Here is a 14,608-nt window from a genome sequence, read left to right as displayed (position 1 = left end):
AGGAGCGATTCCGCAATGCCTATGCGTGTTTCTTCAGAGAGCGAGGCAACAACTATCGATCTCTGGCGCAAACGATTCTTCGTTTCAGTGACGCTCTTAACCTGGCTGGTTATAGTTGGTATTCTTGCGCGCTTTATTGGCCTTATCGCGGGTCCCATCATCTTGCTCACGCTTGCGGGGCTTATCGCCTATATCATTCATCCCCTGGTGAAAATCCTGGAGCGTGTGTTGCCCCGACCCCTGGCGATTGCCGTGGTCTTTCTGGCACTGCTGCTACTCCTGGTTTCTCTCCTGTATTTTGTGATACTCGCAGCCATCCAGCAGCTCGCCTCCCTTATAACTTCGTTACAGACATTTGTGCAGCATCCCACCTTTCAGAAGCAGCTCCAGCCGATCTTTCACTTTCTGACCCAGATCGGCTCCTCTCCACAGCAATTAGTAAGCGCGCTCCAGCAGGTTGCGGGCTATCTACAGGGCGCCGTCTTTAATATTCTTCCCTTTATCAGCAACCTGTTCGCGATCATCATCAACGCCATTATCTTAACCTCATTCTGTCTGTACTTCTTAATCGATGGATCACGGGCTGTACACTGGTTCAGGCAAAACACGCCGCAGCGCTTCAAAGCAAAGATAAACTTCTTTATCGATACGCTTGAACGCTCGTTTGGAGGCTATGTCCGAGGGCAGATCATATTGGCCCTCATTATTACGTTGATTACTGCGGTTGGGGCCTCGTTTATTGGTGTCCCCTTTATCATCCTGTTGTCAATCATCGTCTTTGTCTTTGAGTTTGTACCCATTATTGGGGCGTACATTTCGGGTACGATTGGCGTGCTTTTTGCCCTCGCGAACGGCTGGCATACGGCACTGATCATGGCGATCTTTGTGACAATTATCAACGGTGTCCTAGAGGGACAAATCCTGGCTCCTCGTATCCTGGGACATGCTATCGGCCTGCACCCTATCATCTCTATCTTTGCCTTGCTCATAGGTAGCAGCCTCTTCGGAATTATCGGCGCGGTTCTGGCGGCACCCGTAGCCGGTCTCTGCCAGGCTCTGGTCCAGGCCTATTGGACAAACTGGCGCGCCACCCATCCCGAAGAATTTTCTCCTGAAACCCCAAAGGAGACTTAAATGAGAGGCTACTTTCTCTCTGCCTCTATACGTGCAATCTCGACGTGTGCTCGCTGTACCTCACGCACGATGAAGTATGTTGCCGTAGCCCAGGCTATTGATGCGACCACTGATGCCAGGGGAACCGTAAGCGCCAGCAGTTCGCCCACACTATATCTTTGCTGATCCTGAATATATGTCTCTCTTGAGGATTTGCTATCAACACTGCTATTTTTCATGCTCACTTGCTCTCTTCCTCGATATTATCTTGTTCAGAGCGGCTTCTCGCCTAAACTGATCACGCCTGGCGTCTCCAAGCACAACCTTATCCTACCTGATCGGTATCAGGTCTGGCAAGATCTCCTTTGAGACAAGCTTACAAGCCAAAATCTGCTACAATTTTGTTGTAAAAAGCCCGGCAATATGCTATTATGAGCAAGCTCAAGGCGTTTTCAGATAAAAGAAAGGGGCACAATTCATGAAAAACACATTCTGCTATACGAGGTTGTGCAACCTTTCCGCGACAAGAGCCTAAGTAATACCCACCTGACAGACATTCCTAATATTCGTTTATCCACATCTGATAACCCGGCATGTCTCATCACCTTTGTTCCTCGCGGAAGCACTTCTATAAAAGGCATTCAGCTATGCAGCTTTAGCCTTATTTAGCACATCCTCTCTACACAAACCTTCTTCCTGACATTCTCCGGGTCGCTGCATGCCCAAAAATACTTGAAAGTAAAAGATCAGCTTTTGAGAAGAGGAAACATACTTTTATGACACAGCACCAAGCACAAGATGTAATTAAAGCTGAGATCACTCCAGCAGATCATGCCGACGTTAAGGCTTTGCTGGATCTCTGTGCTCAGCATGATGGCCTGCCTTTGGCAGTCAATGTAGATAACCTGACGCATGAGCCTGGCAATGGCTTTCTCTACTACAGAGGAGGGCAGCTTATTGGGGTCGCTTTTCTCTTTGGCGAGTGGACCATTGAGGTTATTGGCGCGATCCATCCTGCATATCGTCGCCAGGGTGTAGGGCGGCGCCTGTTAGACGCGATCAAAAACTACTGTCGAGAGCAGGCCAAAGAAGAATTGACCATTATTGGCGTGGGTGGATGGGAGGCTGGCAAGGCCTTTATTCATGCTGCTGGAGGAACCTATATCCTTTCAGAGTACCATATGGAACTGGCTACTACTGACATTAAGCGATCAGCGGTGTGGCGTGATGACCTCACCCTGCGCCAGGCGACTCCTGCTCAAGCCGCGCAGGTAAGTGGGATTTCCATTCAGGCCTTTGGCGATACCGAAGAGGAGGTCGCTCCGTGGGTGGCAAAAGCTATTCTTAAACCCGCGCGCCGTTTCTTTCTAGTTACCCTAGACTCCGGTGAGGCGGTAGGCTGCATCAGCACAGTCGCAGAGGGAGATGGACAGGTAGATATTACCGCCTTCGGTATCCTTCCATCGTTCCAGGGAAAGGGCCTGGGGCGCCAGGTTCTCACTATGACGGTCGAGATGCTACTGGCTGAAGGCTGGCAACGTATCGGCCTCGATGTGGAAACAGAGAATAGCCATGCCCTTAGCCTCTATCAATCCTGCGGCTTTCAGCAGACACGCGTTGACCACTACTACCAACTGCAGCTATGATTTTAATCAACAAATTTTCCATCTCTTATGTATCTAGTTTCTGGCTGCCTCTAAGTTCTTTAGGCTATAGGAAGTTTCCTCCTATGATCAAGCTCAAGTTTACTAATTGAAAGGATTCTATCTAATGTCTTCTCAGCCCACACTACATATCGCTGTAGATAGCGATATCCAACTTCGCCTGCTCGAGCTTCATCATGCGCAGGTCTACAATGATCTGACCAATCGCAACAGAGAGGCTCTGGCAGTCTGGATGCCCTGGGCAGCATATGAAAATTCTCTTGAGCAGACGCAGAGCTTTCTCCAGTACAAATTGCGCCAGTTTGCTGATGGCAAAGGCGCTCAATTCGGTCTCTGGTATCAGGATCAGCTTGTAGGTGCGCTGGGACTCAATGATCTTGATAGAGAGGATAGCAAGGTCGAGATCGGGTATTGGGTCGATACCTCTATGCAGGGCAAGGGACTTGTGACCAGGGCCAGCCGTGCTCTTATTGCCTATGCCTTCCATGAGTATGCCTTAAACAAGGTCGAGATTCACTGCGCGACTGCTAATAAGCGCAGTCGCGCCGTTGCGGAACGCCTGGGATTTCTCCACGAAGGCACAATTCGTCAGGCCCAGCGACTAGGTGACCACTTCGTTGATATGGCTATTTATGGCATGCTAGCAAGCGATTGGAGAGAGGAGCGCTAAACATCTCCACTTTCGGGCGCCAGGCGCGGTATCTCCGGTGCCCGCCCACGTTTGTAGACCATCAGGGTGCGCTTAAAGGTAATTACAACCTTACCATCCTGATTATAGCCCGTGGTCTTTACGGCGATAATCCCAACATCCGGACGTGAGCGCGATTCACGCTTCTCCAGCACCTCTGACTGTGAGTAGATGGTATCGCCCTCAAATACAGGATGTGGCAGGCGAACTTCATCCCAGCCCAGGTTGGCAAAGACGTTCTGCGAGATATCCGTCACGCTCTGGCCTGTCACAAGTGCCAGGGTAAAAGTCGAATCAACAAGCGGCTTGCCAAATGTTGTCTGTGCCGCGTAGTAGTGATCAAAGTGAATAGGAGCCGTGTTCTGAGTCAGCAAGGAGAACCACATGTTGTCCGTCGTGGTCACGGTTCTTCCAAGCGGATGCTGGTAGATATCGCCTATCTCAAAGTCCTCAAAAAAGCGACCACGCCAGCCTTCTTTTGTTGCCATGAGTAAGTCCTTTCTCAAAAGAGTCTTCGAGTCTGCGGCGCTCAGGAAGTAAAGGGTGTATGCATGGAAAACGGCTTTGCTGTTTTCCATGCATACACCCTTTACTGGTTGGCAACCTGGCGAGCTACTCGCGTGGGAGATCGTTGCGCGTGAGAATTTCCTGCTTGATACGCTCGGCAATAGCGCTTACCGAGAGCGTGCCCAGGTTGACGCCGCTACGATGGCGTACGTTGACCTCGCCGTTCTCGGCCTCTTTATCACCAAGAACGAGCATGTACGGGACCTTCTGCAGCTGCGCGTTGCGGATCTTCTTCTGCATGGATTCACGCGCCTCGTCAACCTCTACGCGAATCGACTCGCGCGCTGAGGAGAGACGCACATCCAGCAGGGACTGTTTCACCTGGTAGGCGTAGTCGAGATGGCGATCCGCGATGGGAATGATCATGGCCTGCACTGGTGAGAGCCACGTGGGGAAGGCACCCGCGTAATGCTCGATCAAGACCGACATAAAGCGCTCAACGGAACCCAGCACGGCGCGGTGCAACATGACTGGGCGCGCGGCATGACCATCAGGTCCCATGTACTCCAGGTTGAAGCGCTCAGGCAGGTTAAAGTCGAGCTGAATCGTCGCGAGCTGCCACGTGCGCTCAAGGGCATCCAGGGCCGTGAAGTCGATCTTAGGACCATAGAACGCAGCCTCGCCCACTTCTTCTACCCATTCGATGCCCTTCATGCGCAGGACGGCGCGCAACTGCTCCTGGGCGCTATTCCAGAGTTCGGGCGTGCCCAGGTATTTCTCAGGATGCTCCTCGTCCCAGAGCGAGAGGCGCACCGCGAGCGTCATACCAAAAGGTTTGTAGAAGTTCTCGATGATCGAGTAGATGCGCAGCACCTCTTCCTGCACCTGGTCAGGCGTACAGAAGACATGTGCGTCGTCCTGCGTGATCGCGCGTACACGCGAGAGACCATGCAACGTTCCCGGCAACTCGTCGCGATAGACCGTCGTGACCTCGCTCAGGCGAATGGGCAGCTCGCGGTAGCTGCGCATGCGGCTGGCATAGATCTGCGTATGGTGCGGGCAGTTCATGGGCTTCATGCAGAAGTCTTCGCCACTCTTGCCGCTCACACGGAAGATGTCCTCCTGGAATTTCTCCCAGTGCCCCGACGTCTTGTAGAGGTCGTTCTTCGTGATGTGCGGGATATGCACACGCTGGTAACCCAGGGGTTCCTGCAAGGACTGCACAAACTCTTCCAGCAGGTCGCGCACCAGCGTTCCTTTGGGCGTAAAGAGGGGCAGGCCGCCACCCACCAGGTCAGAGAACGTAAACAGATCTAGCTCCTGACCCAGTCTGCGATGATCGCGCTTCTTCGACTCTTCGAGCAGCCAGAGGTAGTGATCCAGTTCCTCTTTCGTATTGAAGGCCGTGCCATAGAGTCGCTGGAGCTGCGGATTATTCTCATTGCCACGCCAGTATGCGCCCGCAATGCTCATGAGCTTAAAGACGCCGATGTGCGTCGTATCCTCGACATGCGGTCCACGGCAGAGATCCAGGAAGTGGCCCGTCTGATAGAAGGAGACGACCGTGCTTCCCTCCTGGCCCTCGCTCAAGCCTATGGCCTCGGCGTCGCCCGTTTCCTGCACAACCGCCGTGCTACCGCGCTCTTTGAGTAAATTCAAGAGTTCTACTTTGTAGGGCTGATTGCGTTTGCTCATCTCTTCGATGGCTTCATCGATGCCAACCTCGATACGGTCATAGCCCAGCTTTTTATTCTTGAGCTCGCGCATCTTCTGTTCGATGCGTCCCAGGTCCTTGGGCGTCAAAGCCTCGGGAAGCTCGATATCGTAGTAGAAACCATTCTTAATTGCGGGACCCACGCCAAATTTGGCCTCGGGCCAGAGCAACTGGACGGCGGCGGCCATCAAGTGCGCCGTTGAGTGGCGCATACGATCCAGGTCCTGCTGCGCCTGTTCTTTCTCTGCTGCAAGAGACGTGCTCATTCTCTATTCCTCTATCTTTGTTGTGTTTATTGTATGCCAATGAATGCGTTACTTATTGCAATCGTCAACTCTCTGCTTTTATATACCAGCGCGAGAGGACTATCAAAAACGTGTGGCTATAGATAAGTCCCACTGCCGACGGTGAGTCGGCAGTTTCGATCCTCCTGCTGCTGAGAGCCCTGTCTCATAGCGCGTTCCTTCCAACAAAAAAACTCTTTCTCCCTCAATACAGGGACGAAAGAGTCACTCTTCCGTGGTTCCACCCACGTTCACTGGTTCGCTATACAATCTTTCAAATGGAACCAGCCTTAAAGCCCGCTAACGGGGGCCTCCCGCTCTTCACTTTACAGGAAGAGATGGCTTCTTGAGTGGTATCCATCGTGTGCGCATAGGACAAATTACAGCCAGGATTGTCCCTCTCTGAAAACGCGGGAAGACGATGACATTGTCTCAAGCAGTGCCTGCCTTACGGCTACGATTATACCATAGTCGCGAGAAAATGCAAGAGTACGCAGGCGCCCTTAAGCTTGACATTCTTCCTTACAAAACTCTATAATACAGCACAATACTTTATATTGTTGATCTATTTAGTATACATTTTTCACCGCCTACATATATAGGCTCATACGGCTTCGTCGAAGCCGTTTTCCTTCTGGAGGATGCGTTCATGGCTACTCTTCCTTCGGCGCCAACATCCACAAGCGCTCCACGTGTTGACACCAATTTTGGCAAATTTTCTCAGGGCAGCACAGTGCTTCTTACGGCTCTAGCCTTCCTCTTTAATCTTCCTGTGCTAGTGCTGATTGCAACCATCATCATGGCCTGGAGTGCGGTCTCGCCCTCTACCAGCCCTTATCGCCTGCTCTACCAGGGAGTAGTTATACCGCTGGGCCTGCTCAAGCCGCGTGTCGTCGAGGATGATCCTGCCCCCCATCGTTTTGCTCAGGGCATCGGTGCGGTGTTCCTCTTGCTCTCAAGTAGCTTTCTCTTCTTAACGCACCTGAGTCTGCTTGGCTGGATTTTCGATTTGATCGTCCTGGTCCTGGCTGGCATTAATCTAACGGTCGGCTTCTGTATGGGATGCTTCGTCTATTATCACCTGGGCCGCTGGGGTATCCTCCCTCGCGTGCGCTATGAAGGTAGCTTCCACTGGCGAGGGGTATAGAGAAATATGTCTGACATTACACTACGCCTGGTTATCCTCTTGCTTGTAGGCATCGGTGCCTGGCTCCTGGTCTGGGTAGGTAAACGCTTTGTAGCGGCACAACGGGAGAGAGCACTGCATGCTGCACCTCTCCTTCCGCAAACACCGGTCGGTGAAAAGAGCATGACCCCTGTCCGTATTCTGGCCTTTAGTAGCCCTGATTGCCACCAGTGCCATCAACTCCAAGCTCCAGCGCTCCAGCGTCTCCTGGCAGCACGGGGAGAACAGGTCTCGGTGGTAGAAGTAGACGCCACCAGCGAGCATGAGCTTACCCAAACCTATCATGTACTGACCGTCCCCAGTACCGTCGTTCTAGACGCAAGCGGAAAAGCTTACGCCGTTAATTATGGTTTTACGCCTACACCACGCCTGCTCAAGCAAGTTGACGATCTTCTGGCTATAGGAATATCTATTGCCTGATCACCTCTATGCTAACCAGGATGAGAGCAGGCTCGCTTGTATAATAGTAATAAGCACACCTCTCTCATCCTATTCTACATACACCTCTTCGCATTTATGCCTCGCCAGAACGCCAGCCCCAGTCTTGAGGGATTTTTTACAAATCTCTACCGCTTTTTTCATACTTTTACGATACTATAGTCTCGGCGACTTGAAGCTATACTATTATCATCAGCATTCTCATAATATCCATGCTTCTCTATATGAATTTACAATTTCGCTGGAAGGAAGCGGCAGACAATGAAGAAGCTTACGATTGCGGTCTTTATTATCGGGATCTTTATTTTGTACAGTTTCACGTATAACCAGGCGATAGCTCTGTTACCCAATCAGACAAGATATTCGATAGGTGTGGCTGGAAATGATAGCCCTTCCTCCACCGGGACGACACCTGCATCTACCACCACAAGCACAAATGGTGCGCAGTATAAAGATGGCTCTTTTACAGGTGATGTTGAAGACGCGCACTGGGGCAATATCCAGGTCAAGGCCATCATTCAAAATGGCAAGATTACGGATGTGCAGTTTCTCCAATTTCCCAATGAGCGGAATCGCTCTGTGATCATCAATAACTATGCCGATCCCATTCTTACTAACGAGGCCATCCAGGCCCAGAACGCCAATGTTGACATCGTCAGCGGAGCAACTGATTCCAGCGAGGCGTTTATGCAATCGCTCACAACGGCCCTCTCTCAGGCGAAAGCATAACTATGGAAGAAACACGTCTGATTATGGGCATGCCCATTACTATCGCCATACTAGATGCAAGTGCCACACAGGCTGACCTGAATACAGTGTTCACCTACTTTGTGGCCGTAGATAACATCTTTAGCACCTATAAGCCTGAGAGCGAGATCTCTAAGATTAACCGGGGCGAGCTTCTTCTGACACACGCTAGCGAGGAGATGCGCGAGATTTTCGCTTTAAGCGCACAGACAAAAAAAGAGACCAGTGGCTACTTCGATATTCAGCATAACGGAGCGTATGATCCCTCTGGCATTGTCAAAGGCTGGGCAATTCGTAATGCCGCCGATATGCTTAAAACTTGGGGCTTTCAGAATTTCTATATCGATGCTGGTGGCGATATTCAAGTAGCTGGAAAGAAAAATGGGCAACCATGGCGCGTCGGAATTCGCAATCCCTTCAATCGGTATGAGCATGTCAAAGTACTGGTCCTCACAAACCAGGGAATCGCGACCTCAGGAACCGCCATTCGCGGACAACACATTTATAATCCGCACAATGCCGATGAGCCACTGTCAGATATCGTTAGTATGACTGTTATTGGACCAGATGTGTATGAGGCTGATCGCTTCGCGACCGCGGCATTTGCCATGGGTAGGAAGGGCATCCAGTTTATTGAGAAATTGGCAGGTTTTGAAGGCTATATGATTGATGCACACAAGCGAGCAACGCTTACGAGCGGCCTTGAAAGGTATGTACTCCACCAATGATGAATAAAATAGATTACTACTTAGATCGCATAACCATGTATCGCCTGGTGCTGTATGTCCTACTGGGCTTTATTGGCCTGGCAATCATTCTGGCCTATATCAAGGTTCTGCCATTCTCTCCCCTGGCGCTACTTGCCTCAACCGCGTTCTTGCTCGTCATCTGCTGGGCAATGAGTGTCATTATGGAGCGCTTCTTTAATGTTCCAGCAAATATCGAATCCTCTGCGATCACGGCGCTTATTCTGGCTATCATCATTGATCCCGCTCAGTCACCAACTGCCTATGCGTTCCTTGGCTGGGCAGCAATTATAGCGATATGCTCAAAATATATCCTGGCTATACGCAAAAACCATCTCTTCAATCCCGCCTCCATCGCGGTTGTGATCACATCGCTGGTGCTCGGACAGTCCGCTAGCTGGTGGGTCGGCACAGCCAGTATGACGCCATTGGTGCTCATAGGTGGGCTACTATTAGCTCGCAAGCTACGCCAGGTAGATATGGTCGTGAGCTTTTGTGCCACTGTAATCGTAAGTACTCTGGCTATTACCCTAGTCCAGAGGCAGTTGGTCTTTGTAGAACTCAGCCACTTGCTGCTGCAATCACCGCTCTTTTTCTTCGCCTGTATCATGCTCACCGAACCGCTGACCGCGCCTCCAACAAAGCAATTGCGAAGGCTCTATGCTGTGCTTACCGGCATCCTCTTTATCCCTCAGATTCACATCGGCCCCATTTATTCAACACCCGAACTGGCACTCGTCCTGGGCAACATCTTCTCTTACCTGGTTAGCCCCAAACAGAAAGTCATTTTACGCATAAAGAAAAAACTTAAGCTCGCACCGAACACGATTGATTTTGTCTTCAAGCCTTCGCAAAAGCTTGTCTTTCTCCCCGGACAATACATGGAGTTCACGCTCGCGCATCCTCACGCCGACAGCCGAGGCAATCGCCGCTACTTTACCCTGGCTTCATCTCCCACCGAGGGTGAGGTTCACCTGGGCGTGCGCTTTTATGAGCAGGGAAGCAGCTTCAAACAGGCGATGGCAAGCATAGATGGAAGCGCAAAGCTGATCGGCGCCCAGGTGGCCGGCGATTTTACCCTGCCACCACAGCCCCAGCAGAAACTTGTTTTTATCGCGGGTGGCATCGGCATCACGCCTTTTCGAAGTATGCTAAAGTACCTGCTTGATACACAACAGGGGCGCGATATTATCCTGTTTTATATCAACAAGAGAGCAGACGAAATTGTCTACAAGGATGTCCTAAGCGCAGCTACAGCAAAGCTGGGTGTCAAAACCTTCTACACATTGACCGATGTTACTGCTGTTCCACCCAACTGGCCGGGATTAGTTGGCAGAATCAATGAAGAGACCCTGGCGAGAGCGGTCCCTGATTTTCAAGAGCGCCTCTTCTATCTGTCTGGGCCACCCGATATGGTGAGAGCGCAGGAGCACATCCTGAAAAATATGCAGGTTAAAAGCGGTCACATCAAAAAGGATTTCTTTCCCGGCCTCGTATAGTTGCTTTGTGAGAAGCAGAGAACCCGTTCACGTTATAGCGTGAACGGGTTCTCTGCTTCTCGCAACATTGAAGGATTATTTTAGCTATTTGGCAGAGCTACCGGCTGAATAGCCTGGGCCTCTTCTACGGCGAAGCCCGCGGCGCGCAAGACCTGCAATAGCTCTTCGCACTGGGCGCGGTTCCTCGTCTCCAACGTGATCATCGCCTCATGCTGCATAAAAGGCAACTGGGCGGAGACATGCTGGTAATGGACATCGATGATATTGACGCGCATGGCCGCGATAATGTTCAGCATGCGCGCCAGTTCTCCCGGCCGATCAGGGAAACTGGCGCGTAGGGCAAAATGGCGGTTGGCATTGATGAGTCCATGTTCAGCGAAACGTCCCAGCAGATTAGTGTCGATATTTCCTCCCGTCAAGGGAATGAGCACTTCTTTGTCTGGCAGTTGCAGCGTACCGCTCATAAGGGCCGCAACGGCGGAGGCGCCCGCGCCCTCTACCAGAATCTTGTGCTTCTCCATCAGAAACAGGGCAGCATGAATAATCTGCTCATCTGTAACCAGCACAACATCATCCACAAGGTGCTGGATGATGGGGAAGGTCACTTTGCCAGGCTGCTTGATAGCAATACCATCGGCAATGGTCGCCAGGGCGGGCAGGGTTATCAGCTTGCCCGCACGAATTGAGGCGCGCATGCTGGCAGCGCCATCAGCTTCAACGCCGATAATCTTGATCGAGGGCTTCATGGCGCGCGCCGCGATGGCGATACCAGCGATCAGGCCACCACCCCCAATGGGAACGACGATGGCATCCGCGCTGGGCACCTCGTTCAGCATCTCCAGACCCAGTGTACCCTGGCCCGTAACCACGTCGATGTCGTCAAAGGCGGGTATATAGGTAGGGCCGGTCGCGCCAAGCTCTTTCTGCATCTCCACACAGTGCTGGACGGCGTCATCATAGGTCGCTCCAGCCAGGACAACCTTCGCGCCATAACTCTGGGTCGCCGTGACCTTGGTTAGTGAGGCATTCTCGGGGACGACAATCGTGCAAGGAATACCGTATGAGGCGGCGGCGATAGCCACTCCCTGCGCGTGGTTTCCCGCCGAGGCCGTGATCACACCCGCCTTGCGCTGCTCCTCCGAGAGTCGCGACATCTTATATGTCGCGCCACGAACCTTAAATGATCCACCACGCTGCATCTGTTCAAATTTCAGGTGTATCTTCGCACCAGTCAGGGCGCTTAAGTCCCGCGAATAGACCAGGGGAGTGTGCTCGATAAGGGGGAAGAGATACTGGTTCGCCTGCCAGATATCGGCGAAGGCGACAGGCGCCCGATAGGCTTCACGCGTTTCTTCAGAGACTGGCGCTATTTGGGCATTGAGAGATAAAGCATTTGTATCTTTCGATGTTGAGTTTTCCGTAGCAGACATAGATGTTGATAACTCCTCCATGGAGATTATACTTGTGGAGAGCGTGATGGGTAGAATCTTTTCTTCCAGGCTTCCTCTCGCTCTTCCTTGAGGACGAGATAGACAATGAAGAGGCCTATACGCTCTTACGAGGCCTGGCTGCCTCTTCCTCTGATGTATTCTAGCAGTATTGGACCTTCTACGCCAGAATTTAGTGACTATACTTTTCCAGGATTTACTTCGTATTTATCTAAAACAAATATATGCAGAACACGTGAATGGTATACTCTCGTACATCATCACACAATTATCATCAATGGCGAGTATATTTCAAGAGATACGTGAGAGGTAAGCTTTTGCCTTATCATTTGGTATTGCCAACTTGGTGAGGCCATTCTCAAAAAATGAGCAAGATAGGAGAAGTTTTTTTGTTGGTAAGAGGTGATACTTATTATGGACATCTTTAGTGGTGAACTACCACTGAGCTGAAGACGCAGTGGCTTCTTCGGAAGTCACTGAAGACTTGGTTCAGTAACTTCTTCGGAAGTCTGAGTTCACCAGACTCAGCCCCAGAAATGGGAGCTCCGTTCGATAGGTCATGACACCTGCGGTTGACGCATCAGACCGCTGCTCTGTCGCTGAGAGTTAAGTAGGCTTGAGGTAAGGGCCGGTGCTCTCGGCGTAAAAAGCCTTTTGAACCTTGTCGAGATGAAGCCGGATTCCCTTCGTGGTCAGAGCGAAGGGATACGCACCACCTGCCTTCGGGCAGAGCTTTTTGAGTCAATGGATCGTCTTTTGTTCAAAAGAACAGGGGGCGGTCCGGCGATTCATCCACCAGGCTGAAGACCTCGTGGTTTTCTTGCCACGCGCCTATAAAGAGAGGTGAGCAGATATGTCTTCCGTCACAGTCATCTTCCCATCTGTGCTTCGTGCAAAAATCAACAACCATTCCTCCATAACGGTTATAGGTCACACGATTCGCGAAGTCATCGAAGCGCTGGAGCAGCGTGCTCCCGGGATGCAGTTCAACCTCTGTTATGAAACAGGTGAGCTACGCCCCTATGTCAATATCTTTCTGGAAAAAGAAAATATTCGCTTCTTACAAGGTCTTGATACACCGGTACCCGCTGGAGCACGTATCCGCATTTTACAATCGGTAGCGGGTGGTTAATACGAACATTCAAACAACCTTTCTCAAAAAGGAGCTATTCATGACGCATCATCATAAGTACCCCGCAGGGACTGTTATTGTCGGACTGGGCACGAAGTGTGGATTATTTCTGCTGACCTCCCAGGATCGCGTGACGTGGAATATTGAAGCAACCTCCCTGAGCAAAGGGCGCATCTTTTCGGCTATCTTCGATCAACGTAACGGTTGTCGTCTCTTTGCCGCCGAGAATGGCGATTTTTTCGGCTCGTTCATACGTTACAGTGATGATTTTGGCCAGAGCTGGCAAGAGCCCAGGCAAGGTATCCAGTTTCCACCTCAGAGCGATTTGAAACTACAGAATATCTGGACTATTGTACCCGGTCGTGCATCGGAGCCTGATGTGGTCTATGCTGGCGTAGATCCAGCCAGCCTTTGGATGAGTACTGATCGAGGTGAAACCTGGGAACCCAATCCCGCTCTCTTGTCTCATCCCAGCCGCTCACAATGGGGACCTGGTGCTGGCGGGCTCTGCCTGCATACCATTATTGCCGACCCCACACGGCCCTCGCGCATGTGGATAGGTATCTCCGCTGTTGGCTGCATGCGCACAGATGACGGTGGAAGAAGCTGGGTCTTCGCAAATAAAAATACGCGTGCCGGTTTCCTTCCCGACCCTTATCCTGAGTTTGGGCAATGCATTCACCGCCTGGTCCAGCATCCTACCCAACCAGATGTCCTCTATCAGCAGAATCACTGTGGTATCTATAAAAGCCTTAATGCTGGGGAAGATTGGATCGATATCCAGCACAACTTGCCATCGGAGTTTGGCTTCCCTATTGCCCTTGATCCACACCATCCCGAAACCCTCTTCGTCGTTGTGGAAGATCCCCAGGGCCGACATAACAGCGGAACACATTTCACTGTGTATCGCACAGAGAATGCTGGAGAGCAGTGGACTCCTCAGACCCATGGTTTGCCTGAGGGGCAAGGTGTGCGAATGGGAGTCCTGCGACATGCCCTCTGCACTGACAGCCTGAATCCCTGTGGTGTCTATGCTGGCACCAAAACGGGTCAGTTGTTTGCCAGCAATGACCGTGGAGACAACTGGCAGTTGATCGCTGATTTTCTGCCCCCCATCTACTCTGTTACAGCCACAGTCTTGCTATAACAAGAGAAGTCATCCTTATCCTGCTACTCATCCCATAGGCAGAAATGGGATTGCCCCGGCTTTAACGGAGTGTGAGAAGAAATAATGGAGGTGCATGCAATCATTGCCTCCCCTCCTGAGCTTATCGAGGCTATCAAACATCAGGCACGTAGAATTCTAACCTGTTACGAATAAATTAAGAGTGGTATTGCGTGCTGCCTGCTGTGGACGCATGTCCGCAGCAGGCAACACGCAACCTTACCCCCTAAGCACCGCAAGTGCGAAGATACAAAGAGAGAAGGCACGCCTCCTATAG

General features: G+C 51.4%; 14 protein-coding genes. 10 read left to right on the top strand and 4 right to left on the bottom strand.

Going from position 1 to position 14,608, the window contains the following annotated elements; all coding sequences use genetic code 11:
* Positions 1-15 precede the first annotated feature (15 nt).
* Positions 16-1,134, top strand: coding sequence for an AI-2E family transporter (locus KTE_RS45805; protein ID WP_201394060.1), 1,119 nt, complete (start codon positions 16-18; stop codon positions 1,132-1,134).
* A gap of 8 nt (positions 1,135-1,142) precedes the next feature.
* Here KTE_RS45805 and KTE_RS45800 read toward each other — a convergent pair whose 3' ends face one another.
* A complete protein-coding gene (locus KTE_RS45800; protein WP_201394058.1) occupies positions 1,143-1,352 on the bottom strand; it encodes a hypothetical protein in 210 nt (69 codons plus the stop codon).
* 537 nt (positions 1,353-1,889) lie between these two features.
* On the opposite strand from KTE_RS45800, the gene KTE_RS45795 reads away from it, so the two are divergent.
* Complete coding sequence (locus KTE_RS45795) at positions 1,890-2,759, top strand: GNAT family N-acetyltransferase (RefSeq protein ID WP_201394056.1); 870 nt, start codon at positions 1,890-1,892, stop codon at positions 2,757-2,759.
* Between the two features lie 124 nt (positions 2,760-2,883).
* Positions 2,884-3,447, top strand: a complete 564-nt coding sequence (locus KTE_RS45790) for a GNAT family N-acetyltransferase (protein ID WP_201394054.1) — start codon at positions 2,884-2,886, stop codon at positions 3,445-3,447.
* On the opposite strand, the gene KTE_RS45785 is transcribed toward KTE_RS45790, so the two are convergent.
* Together KTE_RS45785 and thrS are read right to left on the bottom strand one after the other, a co-directional pair.
* Positions 3,444-3,953: a MaoC family dehydratase gene (locus KTE_RS45785; protein ID WP_201394052.1), complete on the bottom strand. Its 510-nt coding sequence runs from the start codon at positions 3,951-3,953 to the stop codon at positions 3,444-3,446. The genes KTE_RS45790 and KTE_RS45785 overlap by 4 nt on opposite strands.
* Before the next feature lie 124 nt (positions 3,954-4,077).
* Positions 4,078-5,952 carry a threonine--tRNA ligase gene (thrS, locus tag KTE_RS45780; protein ID WP_201394050.1) on the bottom strand — a complete coding sequence of 625 codons (1,875 nt, stop codon included), beginning with the start codon at positions 5,950-5,952 and terminating at the stop codon, positions 4,078-4,080.
* A 667-nt stretch (positions 5,953-6,619) separates the two neighbouring features.
* Between thrS and KTE_RS45775 the strand changes: the two genes are divergently transcribed.
* From KTE_RS45775 to KTE_RS45755, 5 genes are all read left to right on the top strand, one after another.
* Positions 6,620-7,117, top strand: a complete 498-nt coding sequence (locus KTE_RS45775) for a DUF4395 domain-containing protein (protein ID WP_201394049.1) — start codon at positions 6,620-6,622, stop codon at positions 7,115-7,117.
* 6 nt (positions 7,118-7,123) lie between these two features.
* Positions 7,124-7,576 carry a thioredoxin family protein gene (locus KTE_RS45770; protein WP_201394048.1) on the top strand — a complete coding sequence of 151 codons (453 nt, stop codon included), beginning with the start codon at positions 7,124-7,126 and terminating at the stop codon, positions 7,574-7,576.
* A 279-nt stretch (positions 7,577-7,855) separates the two neighbouring features.
* Positions 7,856-8,323 carry an FMN-binding protein gene (locus KTE_RS45765; RefSeq protein ID WP_201394047.1) on the top strand — a complete coding sequence of 156 codons (468 nt, stop codon included), beginning with the start codon at positions 7,856-7,858 and terminating at the stop codon, positions 8,321-8,323.
* Positions 8,324-8,325: 2 nt separating this feature from the next.
* Positions 8,326-9,069 carry an FAD:protein FMN transferase gene (locus KTE_RS45760; protein ID WP_201394046.1) on the top strand — a complete coding sequence of 248 codons (744 nt, stop codon included), beginning with the start codon at positions 8,326-8,328 and terminating at the stop codon, positions 9,067-9,069.
* Positions 9,066-10,586 (top strand): FAD-dependent oxidoreductase, encoded by a 1,521-nt coding sequence (locus KTE_RS45755; protein WP_201394045.1) that lies wholly within the window; start codon positions 9,066-9,068, stop codon positions 10,584-10,586. Before KTE_RS45760 ends, KTE_RS45755 begins: the two co-directional genes overlap by 4 nt.
* A gap of 80 nt (positions 10,587-10,666) precedes the next feature.
* Here KTE_RS45755 and ilvA read toward each other — a convergent pair whose 3' ends face one another.
* Positions 10,667-12,016, bottom strand: coding sequence for a threonine ammonia-lyase (gene ilvA, locus KTE_RS45750; protein WP_201394044.1), 1,350 nt, complete (start codon positions 12,014-12,016; stop codon positions 10,667-10,669).
* A gap of 871 nt (positions 12,017-12,887) precedes the next feature.
* On the opposite strand from ilvA, the gene KTE_RS45745 reads away from it, so the two are divergent.
* Together KTE_RS45745 and KTE_RS45740 are read left to right on the top strand one after the other, a co-directional pair.
* On the top strand, positions 12,888-13,166 hold the full coding sequence (locus KTE_RS45745; protein ID WP_201393206.1) for a MoaD/ThiS family protein: 279 nt from the start codon (positions 12,888-12,890) through the stop codon (positions 13,164-13,166).
* A 40-nt stretch (positions 13,167-13,206) separates the two neighbouring features.
* A complete protein-coding gene (locus KTE_RS45740; protein WP_201394043.1) occupies positions 13,207-14,313 on the top strand; it encodes a sialidase family protein in 1,107 nt (368 codons plus the stop codon).
* The last annotated feature ends 295 nt before the right edge of the window (positions 14,314-14,608 follow it).

The sequence above is a fragment of the Ktedonobacter sp. SOSP1-85 genome (assembly GCF_016587415.1).
Taxonomy (GTDB): Bacteria; Chloroflexota; Ktedonobacteria; order Ktedonobacterales; family Ktedonobacteraceae; genus Ktedonobacter.
Note: the sequence above shows the minus strand (reverse complement) of the source record. Positions and strands in the feature narration are given on the sequence as shown.